Here is a 20,135-nt window from a genome sequence, read left to right as displayed (position 1 = left end):
TTGGCTGATTCTTGCATTTTGCTACATGCCTAGGCAGCGGAGGCAAGAGTTAAGACATCCACGGTTCTTGTGGATAACTCTGCGTACAAGTTTCGTTCACACGGAAATTTCCCTTGATTTCGGCCCGCTTCCTGCATTTGCCCATTTTTTAGGCGCTTCCCTAGGCTATTGTAATTAAATGATTTTATTTTTAACGGGTGCCAAATTATTGAAAACATTACAGTTTCTGTAACAGATTTGCGACCGGCAAGAGCGGCGTGTACAACTTTCCAAGAGTCAACCATCACCGCCCAGAATATCGGGTGTTTTCCAGCCCAGATGCTGCCCACCATCGACGCAGATCAATTGGCCCGTCACCCCCGGTGAATCGAGGAAAAACCCAAGTGCGGCGGTTATATCGGACCGATTCGCCCCCCGCTTCAGAACGGTCGCGGCCCGTTGTCTTGCAAAATGGTCGTCGCTTTGCCGCGCGCCTTGCATGGTCGGGCCGGGTCCGATGGCATTGACCCGGATGCGCGGCGCGAGCCCCTGGGCCGCGGTCTGGGTAAAGGCCCACAGGCCCATCTTGGCGATGGTGTAGGTCATGAATTCCGGCGTCAGCTTGCGCACCCGCTGATCGACCATATTGACGATAAGGCCCTGCGCCACCGGTTCGTCGTTTTCATCGGCGACTGGATCGGGAATTTCTGCCGCCATCGCCTGGGTCAACACGAACGGCGCGCGCAGGTTGCTTTCCAGATGCCGGTCCCAACCTTCTCGCGTGGCCGTTTCAATCCGGTCATAGTCGAAAATCGACGCGCTGTTGACCAGACAGGTTACGGGGCCGCCCAACGCGTCCCGACAGGCGGGCAGCAGGGCCTGCACCTGCGCCTCGTCCAGCAGGTCGGCTTGCAGGGGCACTGCACGGCACCCCATCGCGCGAACCTCTTCCGCGACGGCCTGTGCGGCATCAGCGGATGTGCCGTAATGCACGCCCACGTCATACCCGCGCCCTGCAAGGTAGAGCGCCATCGCGCGGCCCAGCCGTTTTCCAGCGCCGGTCACAAGTGCGATCGACATGACTTGCCTCCATTTGGCCTCTGCGGGCCTCAGAACAGAATTGCCACCACATAGATGACGTAAAGGGCGGTGAACACGCTGCCCCAGATGCGCGACATGTTCCACCCCAGCCACACGAACGGGAACAGGATCAGCGACGCGGCAAGCATGACCCAAAGATCAAAGCGAAGGAACTCCGGGTCGACCGGAATTGGCCCGACAAACGAGGCAATCCCGATGATCGCAAGCAGGTTGAACATGTTCGACCCGATCACGTTGCCAAGCGCCACGTCGGCTTGCCGCCGCAGCGCCGCCATCACGGTTGTCGCCAGTTCCGGAAGCGACGTGCCGACCGCAACCAGCGTCAGCCCGATCACGGTATCACTGACCCCATAGGTTCGCGCGATGACCGACGCATTGTCGACCAGAATATCCGCGCCCAAAGGCAGACCAATAAGCCCTAGAACAAGAAAACCGCAAATCCGCCACCAGGGCATATCCGGGTCTGCGCCTTCCACCTCGTCGAGGGTCTCCGCCGCCGTGGCCTTTGACGCACGACGGTGAGACATCGCCTCTCGCATGGCATCTGCCAACATGAAGGCCAGCGCCGCAAGCAGGATAAGCCCGACCTTCCAGTCGAACGTCCCGGTAAAGGCCAGCCCTATGAACAACACGGATGCGATCAGCATGAAGACATAGGTCTTGCGCGTCTTGCATTCAGAAGTGTCCAGGGTCGATATCAGCGCGGGCACACCCAGCACCAGCAGAATGTTGGCGGTGTTCGACCCCACGACATTGCCAAGCGCCAACCCCGGCGCGTTATCCAGCACGGCACTGATCGAAATCAGAAGCTCGGGTGCCGAGGTACCGAACGCCACCACCGTCAGGCTGACGATCAAAGCGGGGATACCGACCCGCAGGCTGAGGTTCACAGCCCCTTTCACCAGCGCATCCCCTGCCAGCAGCAGGATCACCAGTCCCAGCCCGCACATCAACCAAACCACGATGTCAGCCCTTTCCGTGTCCGCAGGAACAAGGCCCGCGTCCGATCTTGTAACGACCGCATTTTGGACATTTTGCCGACGCCAGTCGCTTGCTGCCCGGAAACCGCAACTTGCCGAACATGGCCATCACGCCCATACCGACCAGAAACAGGATGACGACCTTTACAACCACGTCAAAGGCCGAACCGCGCATAATGGGCGCGTTCTTCGATACCGGACAACGCGTCCTGTGCCAGCGACATCCCGAACCGTGACAGGAAAGGCCGCTTGATGCCGTAGCGGCGCAGACGGACCTTGTCGCCAAAGCGTTTTTTCAGTTCCGGCATCATATGGCCAACCGCATCCGCCAGTCCGACATCGACCGCGGATTTGCCGACCCAGATTTCTCCGGTGAAAAGATCCGGATCCTGCGCCAGCTTGGGCCCGCGTCGAGTCTGGACATGCGAGATGAAGTTATCGTGAATCTGGCCCAGCAGGCGGGTCAGACGGGCCACGTCTTCCTCTTCCTCCGGGCGAAACGGGTCCATCATGGATTTCGACTTGCCCGCCGTGTGCACGCGCCGCTCGATCCCTTGTCGCGCCAGAAACACATGCGCGCCGAACCCGGCAGAGATGACTCCGATCGACCCTACGATAGAGCTTTCGTCAGCAAAGATCTCATCCGCCGCCGCCGCCAACCAATAGCCACCGCTTGCCGCGACATCCTCGACGAAGGCCAGGACCGGCACGTTTTTTTCCTCGGCAAGCCGCCGAATGCGCGCGCCGATCAGCGAGGATTGCACCGGAGACCCGCCCGGAGAGTTGATCTGCAACGCCACGGCCGCGGGTTTGCCGCGCCGAAAGGCCTTTTCCAGAACCGGCCCGATGGTCTCGTCATTCAGGCTGACGCGCCCGGACGTGCCAATAGCGCCCGTCAGCCGGACAACCGCCACGGTCGGGGCCTTGTTCAGATAGGGGATCCACTGTTTCATGGCTTTGGATGTAGATTGCCGCCGCCCGACAAACAAGGTGGCAGGCATACAATCCCGCGCGAAGTGGCGCGCTTGCCCGTATTCATCGGTGGAAAAGCGGAGGTTTCAATAAAAACTCTGCGGATCAATGTCCACCGCCAGCCGCATGTCGCCTTTCAGGCGGAACTGCCCCACCCATTGCCGCAGGGCTGTTTGCAGCGGCGTGCCACGGTCAGCCTTGACCAGCAAGCGCACGCGGTGCCGGCCACGGACCCGCGCGATGGGGGCCGGGGCCGGGCCGAAGACCTGCGCCCCGATACGGCGCAGGGGCGCATCCTGCCGGGCCAATGCGTTGCCAAGGTCGAATGCCTCCTGCACATCCGACGAGGACAGGATGATCCCCGCCATTCGCCCGTAAGGCGGCACACCCGCATGACGGCGCTCGCCCGCCTCGGCCTTCCAGAACCCTTCCTCGTCGCCCGACAGGATCGCGCGGATCACCGGATGTTCGGGCTGGTAGGTCTGCAACAGCGCCACCCCGGACTTTTCGGCGCGTCCGGCCCGGCCCGCGACCTGACGCATCAATTGAAAGGTACGTTCCGCGGCCCGCAAGTCCGACCCTTGCAGTCCAAGATCCGCATCAATCACGCCCACTAGCGTCAGAAGCGGAAAGTTATGCCCCTTGGCCACCAGTTGCGTGCCGATGATGATGTCGGCAGAGCCTTGCGCAATGCCCTCGATCTCGGCCTTCAGCGCGCGGGCCGATCCGAACATGTCCGAGGACAGCGTTGCCACACGCGCGTCCGGGAACAGCTTTACCGCCTCTTCGGTCAGCCGCTCCACACCCGGCCCGACTGCTGCCAACCGCCCCTCTGCCTCGCAAGAGGGGCAGATTTCCGGCATCGGCTTGGTCTCGCCGCATTGATGACAGACAAGGCGTTTCAGAAAGCGGTGCTCGACCATCCGCGCGTCGCAATGGTCACACCCGATCTGATGCCCGCAAGCCCGGCAGATCGTGACAGGCGCATAGCCACGGCGGTTGATGAACAACAGCGCCTGTTCGCCCTTCTCGATCCGCGCGTTCACCGCCGATTGCAGCGCGGTGGAAATCCAGCGATCCGAGGGCAGTTTTTCCGCCCGCATGTCCAGGCTGCGCATTTCCGGCATCACGGCGGGCCCGTAGCGCGAGGTCAGTTCAACCTTGTCATACTTGCCCGCGTCAGCATTGGCCCAGCTTTCCAGCGACGGCGTGGCCGAGGCCAGCACCACCCGCGCCCCGCAAAGCGAGGCCCGAAGCACGGCCATATCGCGGGCGTTATACAACACACCCTCTTCCTGTTTGTAGGACGTGTCGTGTTCCTCATCGACCACCACCAGCCCCAGATCGCGGAACGGCAGAAACAGGGCAGAGCGCGCACCAACGACAAACTGCGCGCCGCCCTGCCCGATCATCTTCCAGACCCGGCGGCGTTCGGTCATGGTCACACCGGAATGCCACTCCGCCGGTTGTGCGCCGAATCGCGCCTGCACACGGGTCAGGAATTCCGCCGTCAGCGCGATTTCCGGCAGCAACACCAGCGCCTGACGCCCCCGGCGCAGGCACTCGGCGACGGCCTCCAGATACACTTCGGTCTTGCCGGACCCGGTGACGCCTTTCAGCAGCACCGTACCGTAACTGCCAGATGCCACGCCTGCCCGAAGCGTTTCAGCCGCCGCCGCCTGATCGCCGGTCAGATCCTTGCTGCCCATATCCGGGTCCAGCCGCGGGAAGGGCAGATCGCGGGGGCTGTTTTCTTCGGCGACAACCCCGTGCTTGACCAGCCCCTTGACCACGCTGGTCGTGACGCCCGCCATCTCGGCCAGTTCCTTGAGCGTGAAGGACAGCCCGCCATAGTCGCGCAATGCCTCCAGCACGCGTCGGCGCGCATCGGTCATACGCTCTGGCTCTGCATGGCCCAGCCGGTAGACCTTGCGCATCGACGGCGGGTCGCCCAGCCCCGGCGCGCGCGTTGCCAGCCGCAACATCGCGGACATGGGCGTCAGCGTGTAATCGCCGGCCTTTTCCAGAAAGGCGCGCAGCTCGTCGCGCATCGGGGCGGCATCCAGCACGCGGATGACGTGGCGCACCTTGGCGATGTCCCAGTCGCCCTTGCCCGGCCCCCAGACCACGCCCAACACCTTGCGCGGCCCCAGCGGCACCTCGACAAACGCGCCCAATTGGCAGCCACCTTCGGGCGCACGGTAGTCCAGAACCCGGTCGAGCGGCTGTGCCGTCAGCACGCCGATCAATGCGCCTTCGTCGAAATACCCAGCCTCCATGACCATCCTTGCTGTTAGCGCTGACCGAAAGGGGTTTTGCTCTGCCCCCTGCTTGGGGTATGACAGCCGCAATCGAAAGCCAAGCCAACCAAGGATGTGCTGCCATGAAATTCTTCGTAGACACCGCCGACACCAAAGCCATCGCCGAGCTGAACGACCTGGGCATGGTTGACGGCGTCACCACCAACCCTTCGCTGATCCTGAAATCCGGACGTGACATCCACGAAGTCACCAAAGAGATTTGCGACATGGTTTCCGGCCCGGTTTCGGCCGAAGTCATCGCGCTGAAGGCCGATGACATGATCGCCGAAGGCCGCAAACTGGCGGAAATCGCCGACAACATCGCCGTGAAAGTCCCGCTGACTTGGGATGGTCTCAAGGCCTGCAAGGTGCTGACCGACGAAGGCAAGATGGTCAACGTCACGCTGTGCTTTTCGGCCAATCAGGCGCTTCTGGCGGCCAAGGCAGGGGCGACGTTCATCAGCCCCTTCATCGGCCGTCTTGACGACCTGAACCTAGACGGGCTGGACCTGATTTCCGACATCCGCGAGATTTATGACAATTACGGGTATGAGACCAATATCCTTGCCGCGTCGATCCGCTCTGCCAACCACATGAGCGAATGCGCCAAGATCGGTGCCGATGTGGCGACCGCCCCGCCGAATGTGATCAAGGCGATGGCCAACCACCTGCTGACCGACAAGGGTCTGGACCAGTTCGTCAAGGACGCCAAAGAGGCGGGCATCAAGATCGTCTGAGCCGGTCGATATGACTGACTTATCGGTGCCGCGCGGTTCTACCGTCGCGGCGCTTTTTCGTTGTAAATCCGACAAGTGTGACTCAGGCGCGCCGGTTTCGGGCGGACATGGGCCGAAACCGGTGCCCGCAGTTGACACATTGGCCCATTGCGGGGAAACCAGAGGGACAAGCCGAAAAAATCGGCATCTCGCAGGCTGGTCTTCGCGCCGCTTCGGGAACCCATAAAACCAGAGGCACGCATGAACAGCAGCCCCCAAATCGACGACTCCCTTCGGGAGACGATTATCTCGCGCCCTGACGTGATCCTTGACGATCAACATGTCATGCAGGCCCTGATCGGCGCGAATGACCGCAGCATGGGCGGCAATATTGTCGATCTGCGCGGCATTGCCATGGAACGGCTGGAGGCGCAGCTTGCCCGGCTGGAGGACACCCACCGGTCGGTGATTGCGGCGGCCTACGACAATCTGGCCAGCACAAATCAGGTGCATCGCGCGATTTTGCGGATGCTGGACCCGACCGGGTTCGAAAGCTTCCTGCGTGATCTGGGCGGGCCGGTGGCGGAAATCCTGCAAGTGGACCGGATCAAGCTGGTGCTGGAAACAGCGCAAGAAGAAGAGGGCGCGGCGGTCAAACGTCTTGGCGACGTGCTGTCGGTCTGTGCGCCCGGATATATTGACGACTATGTGAACGGCGCACGCGGCGGCACCCCGCGTCAGGTCACGTTGCGCGGCATTCAGACAGGCGATGCACGCATTTACGGAGACATTGCAGCGTCCATCCGGTCGGAGGCCTGCCTGCGGCTTGATCTCGGAGAGGAGCGCCTGCCCGGTCTTCTGGTCATGGGGGCAACAGACGCGAACCAATTCACGTCGCAGCAAGGCACTGATCTGCTGGCCTTCTTTGCCGGCGTATTCGAGCGCGCCATGCGGCGCTGGCTGGCATGACACTGGCCCTGTCCCCCGCCGCGCGTGACGCGTTGGAGGACTGGTTGAGCGCGCAGAAATCGCTGCAAGGCGCTGCGGCCAACACGCTGACGGCCTACGCTGCGGATGTGCGCGATTTTCTGGTGTTCCTGACATTTCATCAGGGTGGCCCGCAGGGGCTGGCACCGCTGACGCGAATCAGCATTTCCGAAATGCGCTCCTGGATGGCAGGCTTGCGTGCCGAGGATGTGGGCGCACGATCGGTGGCGCGCAAATTGTCGGCGGTCAAATCCTTCTACCGCTGGCTGGGCGAGCGCGAAGGCTTTGAGCCCACGGCTGTCCTGTCCACGCGCGCCCCGAAGTTTGAAAAGAAACTGCCGCGCCCGTTGAGTGTTGATGCGGCGCGCAATCTGATCGCCTCCGTTGAGGCACAGTCGCAAACGCCCTGGGTCGCAGCGCGGGATGTGGCCGTGGTGACACTGCTTTACGGATGCGGGTTGCGGATTTCCGAAGCGCTTGGCCTTACGCCTGCACATTTGCCGATTGGCGATGTGCTGCGGATCATCGGGAAGGGGAACAAAGAGCGTATCGTTCCGGTAATCGGCCCCGCGCGCGACGCGGTAGAGGCGTATTTGCGGTTGTGCCCGTTCGACCTGACCGAGGATACCCCCATTTTTCGCGGCGTTCGGGGTGGCGCACTGAACCCGCGCAGCATGCAACAGCTTATGTCCGGATTGCGGTTGCAGCTTGGCCTGCCCGCCACGGCCACACCCCACGCGCTACGCCACAGTTTCGCGACGCATCTTCTGGCCGCGGGCGGTGATCTGCGCGCAATCCAGGAGCTTTTGGGCCATGCATCGCTGTCCACTACCCAGGCCTATACATCGGTCGATTCTGTGCATTTGATGACCGCCTACAACAAGGCCCACCCCAAGGCGCACTAACGCCCTTTTCCCAAAATCCTGCGGGTTGTGCGCGATTCTGTGCGCTCAAAATCCATACGCCCCGGTTTCCACCGTCCGGATTCCCGCCTAGGCTGATGTGTATATCAAAACGCCGAGCAGCGAGGTCCCTCCGATGAAGCTCTATCACAGTCCGACATCGCCCTATGTCCGCAAGGTCATGGTGGTTCTTCATGAAACCGGACAGCTGGAAGATGTCACGCTGGAAGCCACGACCGGCACACCTCTGGCGCCGGCTGCGGGGCTTGTGGCGAAAAATCCGCTGACCAAGGTGCCCGCGCTGGAGCGCCCGGATGGTTGCACGCTGTATGACAGTCGGGTGATCTGTCGTTTTCTGGATGCTCGCGCCAAGGCCGGACTGTATCCACAAGGCGCGCGCGGCTGGGAAACCCTGACGCTGGAGGCGACGGGCGACGGAATTACCGATGCGGCATTATTGATGACCTATGAAGCGCGGCTGCGCCCGGAGGGACAGCGCATGGATGCGTTTGTCGATGCGCAATGGGAGAAGATCGAAAATGCCTGCGCGGCCTTGAATGCGCGCTGGATCAGCCACCTGTCCGGGCCGCTTGATGCCGGTCAGATCGCTGTGGGCTGTGCGCTGGCTTATGTGGATTTCCGTCACGAAGCGCGCGGCTGGCGCAATGGCAATGACGCATTGGCGGCGTGGTATGCAGGTTTTGCCGAGCGCGGGTCGATGCGGACGACAACCCCGCCAGCGTAACACGGGCCGTGGGCCGAAAGGCGCCGCGTCAAGCGCGGCGCGCGTTGTGCATGAATGCGATCTGTCGCGCGGCATTGCATAAGGCGCGCATGGCCGCAGCGACGATCAGAACTTCAGCGTCACACCGAAATTGAGCGCATTGGTCTTGATTTCGGTCTCAAGCGATCCGCCGCCATCAAGATCGGCCTCGTTGTTGGAATAGGTGAACTGATATTCGCCAAACACGGCAAAACGCTCGCTCAGATCATAGTTGACGCCGGCCAGCAACCGCACCGCCGGACCTGTCACCTGATAGCCGAAGGTCTTTTCGCCGCCCGCCGATTCGACATCCACATGCGGAATGGACAGGCCGATGCCGCCGCCAACATACGGAGTGACATCGCGCCACTGATTCTGCCAGCGACGATAGGCATTCACGGTAATCAGGTTGATCCCGTCGGTGAATTCCATCCGGTTGAAGCCGATTGCTTCTTTCTCAGAATCAGGCGCGTAAACCTTGGCATGGGTGAATTCCAGACCGAAGCCCAGTTTCTCATCCCGCCACCAGGTGCCGCGAACACCGTAATAGGGCGGTGCCTCGAAGGAGCGGCCTTCCCAGCCGATAAGCGCGTTATAGCTACCGCCATCAGGGTGATCGCCCGATGCGCGGCTATGCGGCGCAGTTTGCCAGCCGGAATAAAGACTGACCTCCATCTCTGCCGAAGCAGGCGCAACGCCCAGGCACAGGGCCGCCACGGCCGAGAGAATCACCAGTTTCATATATGGACCTCTGTCCTTCCGAGGGAGAATATTGACCCATTCATATAGGCTGTTTCGCGTCGGCTCAACCGCGACACATCCGCGCTAATCGACTTCCGCCCATTTTGTGTTCTGGACGGCCCTAGTTAGCCCCGTTAAATACGCCCTCGGAAACGCTGCGGCCTTTGGCTGCGGCCAGAACCCGTATTGGCCGCACTCAAGGCCCAACGAATGGAGTTAACCTCGTGTCCCACGCAGAAGATCACGAAGGCACCCGTAGGGATTTCCTCTACTACGCCACGGCGGGCGCCGGAGCGGTTGCCACTGGTGCCGCAGTCTGGCCTATGGTCAATCAGATGAACCCTGCCGCCGACGTGCGCGCGCTGGCGTCGATACAAGTCGATATCAGCGGTGTCGAAGAGGGCACACAATTGACGGTGAAATGGCTGGGCAAACCGGTCTTCTTCCGTCACCGCACTGCCAAAGAGATTGAAGAGGCCCGCGCGGTTGACGTGGACACGCTGATCGACCGGACTGCACAGAACCCCAATCTGGGCAATGGTGCCCCCGTACCCGCGACAGACCAGAACCGCGCCCTTGATGAGGACGGCAAATGGCTGGTCATGATCGGTGTCTGTACGCATCTGGGCTGTGTGCCGATCGGCAACGGTTCGGGTGAATTCGACGGCTGGTTCTGCCCGTGTCACGGTTCTCACTACGATAGCGCTGGCCGCATTCGTAAAGGCCCGGCCCCGCAGAACCTCCATGTCCCGGTCGCCGCATTTGTCGACGATACCACGATCAAACTGGGTTAAGGAGAGATCCATGTCAGGAATTCCTCACGACCATTACGAGCCGCGCACCGGGGCCGAGAAGTGGGTTCACTCACGGCTTCCCATCGTTGGCTTGCTCTATGACACGCTGATGATCCCCACACCCAAGAACCTGAACTGGATGTGGATCTGGGGCATCGTTCTGACGTTCTGCCTTGTGTTGCAGATCGCCACCGGCATCGTTTTGGCAATGCATTACACACCGCATGTCGACATGGCCTTTGCCTCGGTCGAGCATATCATGCGAGACGTCAATGGCGGCTATATGCTGCGCTACCTGCACGCCAATGGCGCGTCGCTGTTCTTTGTGGCGGTCTATGCGCATATTTTCCGGGGTCTGTATTACGGGTCCTACAAATCCCCGCGTGAGATCACCTGGATCATCGGCATGCTGATCTACCTGTGCATGATGGGCACGGCGTTCATGGGCTACGTTCTGCCCTGGGGCCAGATGTCTTTCTGGGGTGCGACGGTTATCACCGGCCTGTTTGGCGCGATCCCATTCATCGGTGAGCCGATCCAGACATGGCTTCTGGGCGGACCGGCGGTGGACAACGCAACGCTGAACCGCTTCTTCTCGCTGCACTACCTGCTGCCCTTCGTGATCGCGGCGCTGGTGGCGGTGCATATCTGGGCTTTCCACTCGACCGGCAACAACAACCCCACCGGGGTCGAGGTACGCCGCGCATCGAAGGCCGAGGCGGAAAAGGACACGGTTCCGTTCTGGCCCTATTTCGTGATGAAGGACCTGTTCGCGCTGGCCGTGATCATGGTGATCTTCTTTGCCATTGTCGGGTTCATGCCGAACTATCTTGGTCACCCGGACAACTACATCGAAGCCAACCCGTTGGTAACGCCCGCGCATATCGTTCCGGAATGGTACTTCCTGCCGTTCTACGCGATCCTGCGTGCGTTCACCTCCGAAGTTTGGGTCGTGCAGATCGCCTCGTTCGTCACCGGCGGCCTGATTGACGCGAAGTTCTTCGGTGTTCTGGCGATGTTCGGTGCGATTGCCGTCATGGCGCTGGCACCCTGGCTTGACACATCCTCGGTGCGGTCCGGTCGCTACCGGCCGATGTTCAAGTGGTGGTTCGTCCTGCTGGTCATCGACTTCTTCGCGCTGATGTGGCTGGGCGCGATGCCCGCGGAAGAACCCTACGCGTCGTTCTCGCTGATCGCATCGGCCTATTGGTTCGGCTATTTCCTTGTCATCCTGCCACTGCTTGGCGTGATCGAAAAGCCGCGTGCCCAGCCCGCGACGATCGAGGAAGACTTCAACGCCCACTACGCCAAGCCGTCCGACACGGCGCCGGCGGAATGAACAGGGGACTGACAGGCATGTTCAAGAAACTCACCATCGCGGCTGTCACGGTCCTGGGCCTTACCTCCGGCAGCGCCTTTGCTGCCGGTGCCGAGGGCCATGTCGAAGACTTCGCCTTCTCGTTCGAGGGGCCCTTCGGCAGCTATGACCAGAACCAGCTTCAGCGTGGCCTCAAGGTCTATACCGAGGTCTGTTCGGCCTGCCACGGGCTGAAATTCGTCCCGCTGCGGACCCTCGGTGACGAGGGTGGACCCGGCTTTTCTGAAGAGCAGGTCCGCGCCTACGCTGCGGCAAACTTCGAAGTTTTCGACCCCGAGCTGGACGATTACCGCCCCGCGGGCCCGGTTGACAAATTCCCAGCCAATACGGCAGCCGGTGCGCCGGACCTGTCGCTGATGGCCAAGGGGCGCGCCGGTTTCCACGGGCCTTATGGTTCTGGCATCAACCAGTTCTTCCGTGGCATCGGCGGCGCAGAATACATCGCGTCGCTGCTTGACGGTTATACTGGCGAAGAGAAGGAAGAAGCGGGCACAATATTTTACGAAAACACCGCCTTTCCCGGCGGCTGGATTTCGATGGCCCCACCGCTGTCGGACGAGATTGTCGAATTTGACGACGGCCACGACAACACCGTTCATCACATGTCGCAGGACGTCGCGGCCTTTCTGATGTGGACGGCAGAGCCGAAAATGATGGCGCGCAAGCAGGCAGGCTTTGTTGCCGTTCTGTTTCTGACCGTTCTGTCGGTGCTGCTCTATCTCACCAACAAGCGCATCTGGGCACCGCTCAAGGGCAAGCACAAGCCCGAAGCCTAAAGCCGTCTCCGGATTGAAAAGTTTGAAAGGCCCTGCTGACGCGGGGCCTTTTTACGTTCGGGTGCTGGTAAGGGGTCGCAGGCCTGCGCCGTGTACCACCTGCCATTTTTCTGCCGACCCGGTTGTTTTAGCGCCCCAGATAGGCGCGCAGCGCCTTTGGCGGATCGGAAAACAGGGCGTCGGTGTCAAACGGCCCCTGCGCCACCCCTGCATTGACAAAGACCGTCTGTCCGGCAAAGCGCATCGCGTCCTGTGGATCATGGCTGACCATCAACACAAGCGCCCCGATTTCGGCGGCGACCTGCGCGACCACATCAAGCATCTCGATCTTCAACGCAGGCCCGAGTGCCGCGAAAGGTTCATCCAGCGCCATGATGGGCCGCGCCTGCAACAGCACCCGCGCCAGCGCCGCGCGACTGATCTGCCCACCGGACAGACCAGAGGGGCGACGGTTTTCCATCCCTGCCAGCCCCACACGGTCCAACGCAGCGGCAATCGCTGCGTGGTCGGCACTGGCAAGCCGGCCGTCCGGGCGCAGCGCAAGCGCAAGGTTCTGCGTTACAGTAAGATGCGGAAAAAGGTTATTGTCCTGAAACAGCATGCCCACGGGCCGTTTGCCCGGCGCATCGCGGGTGATCTCCTGCCCGTCCCAAAGAATGCGGCCCGAAAGCGGGCTGCGGAATCCGGCAATCGCATCCAGAAGCGTCGATTTCCCTGCGCCCGACGGCCCGATGATGGCAACGGACGCGCCGGAGTGTAGGGTTAGATCCGCTGTCACACGAAACGCCCCTGCCCCGATCACCAGATCTTCAAGAACCAGCATTTGCGCGGCCTCCTCGGTCAAAAATCCAGAACAGCCCAAGGCTGAGCGCCAAGAGCAGGACCGCCGCCGCCGAGGCCTGATCCATCCGGTAGGCACCCATCAGACGGTAGATCTGCAAGGGCAGCGTTGCGCGGTCAGGATCGGCAAACAGCGCGATCACGCCCAGGTCGCCCATCGAAAGCGCCGCGCACAGACCCGCGGAAAACCCCAATGGGCGGCGCATACGCGGCAGATAGACCCAGCGCAGCCACGCAAGCGGGCTTAACCCCAGCGCGCCGCCAAGGCGACTGAAATCCTGCTGCAACGCCTCTGCCTCGGGCCTCAGGATGCGCAGCACGAAAGGCAGCGACAGCAGCGCATTAACCACGCCCGTCACCGGCAGGGCCAGCGAGAACGGATTGACGAATGCGCGCAGGATCAGGAACAATCCGGTGCCCAGCACCAGCGGGGACAGCGCGATGCCCGCAAGGCCCAGCAGCTCTCCGCGCCGTGTGGCCAGCGGGATGGCCCAGAAGATGCACAAAGCCGTGGACCCCAGCGCCACCGCCAGCGAATGCGCCGCTGCCGTCCAGACCGGCTCCGGCAGGCTGAACACGCCCAACGCGCCGCGCGCGGCCACCAATCCAAGCGGCGTCAAAAGAAACAGCGCCACCAGCATCAGCCAAAGCGTATCCAGAAGCCGCAGGCCCGTGCCGCCCGCATCCCAGCGCGGCACGACCCGGTCCATCCCTTCGGCCCCCAGACCCGTGCCTGACAGACGCAGCGCAACCAGACCGGCGACAAGTGCCAGTCCAAGCTGCACCAGCGCAAGCGAGGCCGCATGGGCAAGGTCGAAATCGAACCGCACCGCCTGATAGATCGCCAGTTCCAGCGTCGTCGCACGCGGCCCCCCGCCCAGCGTCAGCGCCACCGCGAAGCTCGACAGGCAGATGACAAAGATCACCGCGAAGGCACCGGGCAGAATCGAGGTCAGCATCGGCCGTTCCAGCACCCGGAAGACATCGCGCGAGGTGAATCCCAGCGTCGCGGCCAGCCGGAAGCGCTCGCCGGGAATCGCCAGCCACCCTTGCAGGATCAGCCGCGTGGCCAGCGGCAGGTTGAAGAAGACATGTGCAAGAACCACGCCGTGCAACCCGTAGATCGAGACTTCGGGCAGCCCAAACGCCTCAAGCACACGGTTCAACACCCCCGCCCGTCCGAAAACGGCCAGCAAGCCAAGAATGGCCACGATCACCGGCAGGATGAACGGGGCACCCAGCAAAGCGATCAGCAAACCGCGACCGGGAAAGGCGCGCCGCGCCAGCGCCCGCGCGACCGGGATCGCGAAGGCCACGCTTAGCGCTGCCGACAGAAGCGCCTGCACCAGCGTGAAACGCAGCGCGGCCCAATCGGCCGGCTCCAGCCCCGTCAGGACGCCTGCGCGCCACGCCACCGCCGCCACTGGCCCGAGCGTCAGCCCGGCAACCAGTGCCCCGGCGATCAGCGCGACAGGGCGCGTCGCCATTCCTCGACCGCTTCTTTCTGCACTGTGGCGGCTTCCGCCTCGTCAAAGAACAGCGTCTTTTCCGGCAGCGGCAGCGTGTCGAACCCTTCGGGCCACTCGGACCTTGGCAAGGCGGCGGGCAGCGACCAGTTGCCGGTCGGGATCATGCGCTGGAACTCTTCGCTGAGGACGTATTCCATGAACTGATCGGCCAGCTCCGGCTGATCGGTGGCCGCGATTTTGCCAACCAGTTCGACCATGAAATAGTGGCCTTCGGGAAAGATCGCGGCGACCTTGCTGTCGTCATCTTCCGCGATGATGTGATAGGCTGGCGAGGTCGTGTAGCTGAGCACCATGTCGGCCTCGCCATCGGTGAACAGGCCGTAGCTTTCCGACCAGCCCTTGGTGACGGTCAGGATCTTCGGCGCAAGCTGCTCCCACACGCTTTCCGCCTTGTCGCCGTAGATCGCCTTGACCCACAGCACCAATGCCAGACCAGAGATCGAGCTGCGCGGATCCTGAATCACGATCTTCAGATCATCCGGCGCGGCAAGAAGCGCCTCGAAACTGTCGGGCGCGGTGTCCACGCGCGTCTTGTCGTAGACAAAGGCCGTCTGGCTGTAGTTGAACGGCAGGAAGGTTTCGTCCGTCCACTCAATTGGCAGCGTCAGGGACGAAAGATCCTGCCCATGCGGTCCGAACAGCCCACTTTCGCGTGCCTTGGCCGTCACGTCGGTGTTCAGCCCGATCACCACATCGGCGCGGGTCTTGTCGCCTTCCAACATGATGCGTGGCAGCAGGTCGCCGGGCTTGTATTGCAGATCACAGCCGCAGAGCGCCTCGAATCCCGCCTCGATCGACGGGCCGGGGCCCCATTCGGATGTGAAGTAATCCGGAGCATAGACCGTCAGCACGGGCGTCTGTGCGCCTGCCGTGCCGGCAATCATCATTCCCGCAGCAAATGTCAGGGCCTTTTTCATCGGCATCCTCCTTATTGCGGCAGATGGGCAAGATAAGGAGCGTGTGTCCGATACCTTCCCTCCGCCGGTGTTAACCGGGTCAGGTTCAACGGGTTCGCGTCATGCATCTCAGCCTTTGCAGGCACCCCGAGGCTCAGCAATTGGTAAGGCTGCGATGCCCCGGTTTCAAGCGAAATCCCTTGAGGGTCCGGCGGCTCTGGCCTAACACCAACGCCCAAAGGAGCCCGTCCCATGAGCATGAATTCGTTTGGCCAACTTTTCCGCGTCACCACCTGGGGCGAAAGCCACGGGCCTGCACTTGGTGCCACGGTGGATGGCTGCCCGCCGGGGGTAAAGGTGGACGAGGCGATGCTTCAACACTGGCTGGACAAGCGCAAACCGGGCCAGAACAAATTCACCACCCAGCGGCAGGAGCCCGATCAGGTACGCATCCTGTCCGGCGTGTTCGAGGGCCAGACAACGGGAACGCCGATCCAGCTGATGATCGAAAACACCGATCAGCGCAGCAAGGATTACGGCGACATCGTCGAAAAGTTCCGCCCAGGTCATGCCGACATCACCTATTGGCAGAAATACGGCATTCGCGACTATCGCGGCGGGGGTCGGTCTTCGGCGCGCGAAACGGCGGCGCGGGTGGCGGCGGGCGGCATTGCGCGCGCCGTTATCGACGCGCTTGCGCCCAGCGTGAAGATCACCGGCTACATGGTGCAGATCGGGCCGCATACGATCACGGGCGAGCGGGACATGTCGCAGATTGACCAGAACCCTTTCTGGGTGCCCTCGGCAGAGACGGCTGAAACATGGGCCGACTATCTGAACGGGTTGCGCAAATCCGGCAATTCCGTGGGCGCGATGATCGAGGTCGTGGCGCAGGGCGTCCCCGCCGGTCTGGGCGCGCCGGTCTATGCCAAGCTGGACACCGATTTGGCCGCCGCAATGATGAGCATCAATGCGGTCAAAGGCGTGGAGATCGGCGAAGGCATGGCTGCCGCGATGCTGACCGGTGAAGAAAATGCCGACGAGATCTTCATGGGCAATGACGGCAAGCCGGTGTTTTCGTCCAACCATGCGGGCGGCATTCTGGGGGGCATATCGACCGGGCAGGATGTCGTGGTGCGCTTCGCGGTCAAGCCGACCTCTTCCATCCTCAAAACCCGCCAGACAATCACCAAATCGGGCGAAGCAGCAGAGATCATCACCAAGGGTCGGCACGATCCATGCGTGGGTATCCGCGCCGTACCGGTGGGCGAGGCGATGATGGCCTGCGTGATCCTCGACCACATCCTGTTACACCGAGGCCAGATCGGCGGCGAAGTCGGCGAGACGCGCGGCAAGGTCGGCCCAACGCTTGGCTGACATCTTTGCGATCACCTTCCCGATCTTTGCGTTGGTGGCACTGGGCTATGGCTGCGTCAGGGCTCGGGTTTTCAAACCGTCGGACATGCGGGTTCTGGGGCAGTATGTCCTGATGATCGCCCTGCCCGCGCTGCTGTTCAACGCCGTGGCGACGCGCAAGATCGCCGAGGTCATCGTGCCGTCATACATCGCGGTTTTCGCGCTTGGCGGGCTGGCGACGATTGCAATTGTCTACATCCTCGTAACGCTGCAAGGCACCGGACCTGCCCGCCGGGCGATTGCCGTGATGGGCTCTGCCTGTCCCAACTCTGCCTATATCGGCTTTCCGATGATGCTGCTGGTTTTTCCGGATCTCGCGGGACTGATCCTGGCGATGAACCTGGTGGTTGAGAATTTCGTGCTGGTCCCGATCAGTTTTGCCTTGCTGGAGCTGTCACGACCGCGCCAGGGCATGTCGCTGTGGTCAAGCGGCTGGCAGACATTGCAATCGGTTCTGAGACGACCGCTCGTCATCGGACTTCTGGCGGGTATGGTTGTCTCGGTGCTGGGGGTTTCCATTCCCCCCGCCCTTAGCCGCGTTTTGGAGATGACGGCAGCCTCTACCAGTGCCATCGCGCTTTTCGTCATTGGCGGAACATTGGCCGGATTGCCGATTGTGGGCAATCGTCTGCTTGCCGGTCAGATCGTCTTTGGCAAGCTGATCCTTCATCCGGCGATGACGGCACTATGCGTGCTGGCCGTTCCTTTGCTCGGTCTACCTGCCCTGTCATCGGATCTGGCCACGGCGGTGGTGATTTCCGCCGCCGTACCGATGATCGGCATCTATACGATCATTGCGCAGGATTATGGCCATGAAGGGCTGGCCTCGCTCGCGTTGCTGGCGGCGACTGTCGGCGCGTTTTTGACGCTGAACGGGCTTCTGATCTTGCTGACGTGACGCGCCCTATGGCTTGCCGGGATGCTGCTTGGCGATCTGAACGGCCAGAATACCGGCCGCGATGATCGCCACACCCAGAACGTCCAGCGGGCCGATTGCCTCTCCCAGCAGGACGGCGGCAGTGGCGACACCGAAGAACGGGTTTAGGAAATGGAATGTCGCGGCCTTGATCGCGCCGATATGGTTGACCAGCGAGAACCAGACCACAGTTGCCAACAAACCCGGCACCAGCGTGGTGTAGATGAAGGCAAGGATCAGCGGCGTCGTCATCTCGACAGTCAACGGCCATTCCAGCAGCGCCGAAGCCACCGCCAGCACGATTGCCCCCACGAACATCTGCAAACCGACGATCATCATCACATTGCCACCAGAGGATGCCCCGCGCACCGACAACGTGGCAATTGTCAGGGCTGCCGCGCCGATGACGCAAAGCCCGATGCCCCAAAGGTCGCCGCCCGCTTGCAGACGCGCGCCCATGATCAGCGCCACGCCCAGCATCCCTGCGATCAACCCGGCAACCGCAAGCCAACGCAGCCGGTCGCGAAAGACGATCCAGCCTGCCAAGGCGACCATCAGCGGCATGGTTGACGCAATGATCGAGGCAAGCGACGCCTCCACCGTCTGCATCGCCACGAAATTCAGCCCCAGATACAGCGCGTTCTGGCAAACGCCGAAAATGATCGTCGCGCGCCATTGGTTGCGGGTAAGACGAAAGCTCTGCCCCATGGCTTTCGCGATCAGCACCCCGATCACACCTGACACGAAAAAACGAAGCGACAAGGACGCGAGCGGCGGGGCGTATTCCACGATGATCCGTGCCGACGTGAAGGCCGACGACCACATGAACACAAAGGCCAGACCCATCAGAATCGCGCGCAGATCCATGTTCAGCCCCTTGACTTGAAAACGAAAAAAGACCCCGCCAGACCGGCGGGGTCAAGTCGAGTGCCTTGTGTTAAACACAGGCACCGGCGGTGTTCAATTCTAATGAGGGCGTTCGACCATCTCGGCCCGGACCTGTTGGCGCAGCACGTCGATGGACACGGTCTTGCCCTCGCGACGGAAGTGCCAATAGGTCCAGCCATTGCAGCTTGGCGCGCCTTCCAGATGGGCCCCGACCTGATGGATCGACCCCTTGACGTCATCGCCGATCAGCGTGCCATCGGCACGCACCTTGGCGATCTTGCCCGATGGCGAGGTCAATGTCTCACCGGGGCGCAACATACCACGTTCGACCAATTGGCCGAAGGGAACGCGCGGCTCGGCGCGTTTCGAGGTGCTGACCTGAAGGGCTTCACGGTCGTATTTGCGCACCGATGCGATGCGACGGGTGGCGACCTCTCGGTAGGCCTCTTCGCGCTCGATCCCGATCCAGTCGCGGCCCAGCATCTTGGCAACGGCACCCGTCGTTCCCGTGCCGAAAAACGGGTCCAGCACAACATCGCCGGGGTTGGTCGAACCGACGAGAATGCGGTGCAGCAGGCCTTCGGGCTTTTGCGTCGGATGCGCCTTGTCGCCATTGGAATCCTTCAACCGTTCGCCGCCATTGCAAATCGGCAGCACCCAGTCGGATCGCATCTGGATGCCCTCGTTCAATGCCTTCAGCGCCTCGTAGTTGAACGTGTATTTGGCACCTTCGGATTTGGACGCCCAGATCATGGTTTCATGCGCGTTGGTGAAACGTTTGCCGCGGAAGTTCGGCATCGGGTTGGATTTGCGCCAGACGACATCGTTCAGGATCCAGTAGCCCTCGTCCTGAAGGGTAGCCCCGACGCGGAAAATGTTGTGATACGATCCGATCACCCAGATCGCGCCATCCGGTTTCAGCAAGCGCCGCGCCGCCTTCAGCCAGGCCTTGGTGAACGCGTCATAAACCGCAAAGGACGAAAACTGGTCCCAATGGTCATCAACCGCGTCCACACGGGAATTGTCAGGCCGGTGCAGATCGCCCTTCAGCTGAAGGTTGTAGGGCGGATCGGCAAAAATCAGATCCACGGATGCCTCCGGAAGACTGTTCATCGCCTCGATGCAGTCCCCGGCCAGAATCGTATTGAGAGGGAGCGCCGAAGCGCCCTTTTTCTTTGTCATGGTTCTCATCTCTGCCTCTGTCCCCGGCGCTTTTTGCGCTCGTTGGTTGGCTATGAAGATGAGTCAAAGCTGATTCGTG

20 protein-coding genes and 1 riboswitch are annotated in these 20,135 nt (G+C 61.7%); of the genes, 9 read left to right on the top strand and 11 right to left on the bottom strand.

Annotated elements, in window-relative coordinates:
- Positions 1 to 276: 276 nt before the first annotated feature.
- From ACN0WV_RS04560 to ACN0WV_RS04540, 5 genes are all read right to left on the bottom strand, one after another.
- Positions 277 to 1,059, bottom strand: a complete 783-nt coding sequence (locus tag ACN0WV_RS04560; protein WP_417604044.1) for an SDR family oxidoreductase — start codon at positions 1,057 to 1,059, stop codon at positions 277 to 279.
- Positions 1,060 to 1,088: 29 nt separating this feature from the next.
- On the bottom strand, positions 1,089 to 2,045 hold the full coding sequence (locus ACN0WV_RS04555) for a calcium/sodium antiporter (protein ID WP_417604123.1): 957 nt from the start codon (positions 2,043 to 2,045) through the stop codon (positions 1,089 to 1,091).
- A 1-nt stretch (position 2,046) separates the two neighbouring features.
- Positions 2,047 to 2,235 (bottom strand): hypothetical protein, encoded by a 189-nt coding sequence (locus tag ACN0WV_RS04550; protein WP_417604043.1) that lies wholly within the window; start codon positions 2,233 to 2,235, stop codon positions 2,047 to 2,049.
- Positions 2,216 to 3,013 carry a S49 family peptidase gene (locus ACN0WV_RS04545; RefSeq protein ID WP_417604042.1) on the bottom strand — a complete coding sequence of 266 codons (798 nt, stop codon included), beginning with the start codon at positions 3,011 to 3,013 and terminating at the stop codon, positions 2,216 to 2,218. Before ACN0WV_RS04545 ends, ACN0WV_RS04550 begins: the two co-directional genes overlap by 20 nt.
- Positions 3,014 to 3,118: 105 nt before the next feature.
- Complete coding sequence (locus tag ACN0WV_RS04540) at positions 3,119 to 5,317, bottom strand: primosomal protein N' (protein WP_417604041.1); 2,199 nt, start codon at positions 5,315 to 5,317, stop codon at positions 3,119 to 3,121.
- Positions 5,318 to 5,415: 98 nt separating this feature from the next.
- On the opposite strand from ACN0WV_RS04540, the gene fsa reads away from it, so the two are divergent.
- The 4 genes from fsa to ACN0WV_RS04520 all read left to right on the top strand — a co-directional run bounded on the left by fsa (position 5,416) and on the right by ACN0WV_RS04520 (position 8,682).
- Entirely contained in the window at positions 5,416 to 6,069 is a 654-nt protein-coding gene (fsa, locus tag ACN0WV_RS04535) for a fructose-6-phosphate aldolase (protein WP_417604040.1), read from the top strand.
- 240 nt (positions 6,070 to 6,309) lie between these two features.
- Positions 6,310 to 7,017, top strand: coding sequence for a DUF484 family protein (locus ACN0WV_RS04530; protein WP_417604039.1), 708 nt, complete (start codon positions 6,310 to 6,312; stop codon positions 7,015 to 7,017).
- Entirely contained in the window at positions 7,014 to 7,940 is a 927-nt protein-coding gene (locus ACN0WV_RS04525) for a tyrosine recombinase XerC (RefSeq protein ID WP_417604038.1), read from the top strand. The genes ACN0WV_RS04530 and ACN0WV_RS04525 overlap by 4 nt, the downstream gene beginning before the upstream one ends.
- A 133-nt stretch (positions 7,941 to 8,073) precedes the next feature.
- Complete coding sequence (locus ACN0WV_RS04520; RefSeq protein ID WP_084350418.1) at positions 8,074 to 8,682, top strand: glutathione S-transferase; 609 nt, start codon at positions 8,074 to 8,076, stop codon at positions 8,680 to 8,682.
- Positions 8,683 to 8,787: 105 nt separating this feature from the next.
- Here the strand turns inward: ACN0WV_RS04520 and ACN0WV_RS04515 are convergent, their stop codons facing one another.
- The gene (locus ACN0WV_RS04515; RefSeq protein ID WP_417604037.1) at positions 8,788 to 9,441 is read right to left on the bottom strand and encodes an outer membrane protein; all 654 of its coding nucleotides are present in this window, start codon (positions 9,439 to 9,441) and stop codon (positions 8,788 to 8,790) included.
- A gap of 224 nt (positions 9,442 to 9,665) precedes the next feature.
- On the opposite strand from ACN0WV_RS04515, the gene petA reads away from it, so the two are divergent.
- The 3 genes from petA to ACN0WV_RS04500 are packed head-to-tail and all read left to right on the top strand — an operon-like array spanning position 9,666 to position 12,389.
- Positions 9,666 to 10,235 carry a ubiquinol-cytochrome c reductase iron-sulfur subunit gene (gene petA, locus ACN0WV_RS04510; RefSeq protein ID WP_084350420.1) on the top strand — a complete coding sequence of 190 codons (570 nt, stop codon included), beginning with the start codon at positions 9,666 to 9,668 and terminating at the stop codon, positions 10,233 to 10,235.
- A gap of 10 nt (positions 10,236 to 10,245) precedes the next feature.
- Positions 10,246 to 11,574, top strand: coding sequence for a cytochrome b (gene petB, locus ACN0WV_RS04505; protein ID WP_084350421.1), 1,329 nt, complete (start codon positions 10,246 to 10,248; stop codon positions 11,572 to 11,574).
- A 17-nt stretch (positions 11,575 to 11,591) separates the two neighbouring features.
- Positions 11,592 to 12,389, top strand: coding sequence for a cytochrome c1 (locus tag ACN0WV_RS04500; RefSeq protein ID WP_417604036.1), 798 nt, complete (start codon positions 11,592 to 11,594; stop codon positions 12,387 to 12,389).
- A 127-nt stretch (positions 12,390 to 12,516) separates the two neighbouring features.
- Here the strand turns inward: ACN0WV_RS04500 and ACN0WV_RS04495 are convergent, their stop codons facing one another.
- From ACN0WV_RS04495 to ACN0WV_RS04485, 3 genes are read right to left on the bottom strand one after another with little or no spacing between them, the layout of a single operon-like run.
- A complete protein-coding gene (locus ACN0WV_RS04495; protein ID WP_417604035.1) occupies positions 12,517 to 13,212 on the bottom strand; it encodes a thiamine ABC transporter ATP-binding protein in 696 nt (231 codons plus the stop codon).
- Complete coding sequence (locus ACN0WV_RS04490) at positions 13,199 to 14,716, bottom strand: thiamine/thiamine pyrophosphate ABC transporter permease ThiP (protein WP_417604034.1); 1,518 nt, start codon at positions 14,714 to 14,716, stop codon at positions 13,199 to 13,201. Before ACN0WV_RS04490 ends, ACN0WV_RS04495 begins: the two co-directional genes overlap by 14 nt.
- Positions 14,692 to 15,675: a thiamine ABC transporter substrate-binding protein gene (locus ACN0WV_RS04485; protein WP_417604033.1), complete on the bottom strand. Its 984-nt coding sequence runs from the start codon at positions 15,673 to 15,675 to the stop codon at positions 14,692 to 14,694. The genes ACN0WV_RS04490 and ACN0WV_RS04485 overlap by 25 nt, the downstream gene beginning before the upstream one ends.
- A gap of 39 nt (positions 15,676 to 15,714) precedes the next feature.
- Positions 15,715 to 15,814: riboswitch (TPP riboswitch) on the bottom strand.
- 92 nt (positions 15,815 to 15,906) lie between these two features.
- On the opposite strand from ACN0WV_RS04485, the gene aroC reads away from it, so the two are divergent.
- Together aroC and ACN0WV_RS04475 are read left to right on the top strand one after the other, a co-directional pair.
- Positions 15,907 to 17,031: a chorismate synthase gene (gene aroC / locus ACN0WV_RS04480; RefSeq protein WP_417604032.1), complete on the top strand. Its 1,125-nt coding sequence runs from the start codon at positions 15,907 to 15,909 to the stop codon at positions 17,029 to 17,031.
- Positions 17,024 to 17,968, top strand: a complete 945-nt coding sequence (locus tag ACN0WV_RS04475; protein ID WP_084350427.1) for an AEC family transporter — start codon at positions 17,024 to 17,026, stop codon at positions 17,966 to 17,968. Before aroC ends, ACN0WV_RS04475 begins: the two co-directional genes overlap by 8 nt.
- Before the next feature lie 6 nt (positions 17,969 to 17,974).
- Here the strand turns inward: ACN0WV_RS04475 and ACN0WV_RS04470 are convergent, their stop codons facing one another.
- A complete protein-coding gene (locus tag ACN0WV_RS04470; RefSeq protein WP_417604031.1) occupies positions 17,975 to 18,853 on the bottom strand; it encodes a DMT family transporter in 879 nt (292 codons plus the stop codon).
- Between the two features lie 99 nt (positions 18,854 to 18,952).
- Entirely contained in the window at positions 18,953 to 20,065 is a 1,113-nt protein-coding gene (locus ACN0WV_RS04465) for a site-specific DNA-methyltransferase (protein WP_417604030.1), read from the bottom strand.
- Positions 20,066 to 20,135: the final 70 nt, after the last annotated feature.

The sequence above is a fragment of the Primorskyibacter flagellatus genome (assembly GCF_048268605.1).
In the GTDB taxonomy this organism is placed as follows: Bacteria; Pseudomonadota; Alphaproteobacteria; order Rhodobacterales; family Rhodobacteraceae; genus Primorskyibacter; species Primorskyibacter flagellatus.
This window is presented reverse-complemented; position numbering and strand designations above follow the sequence as displayed.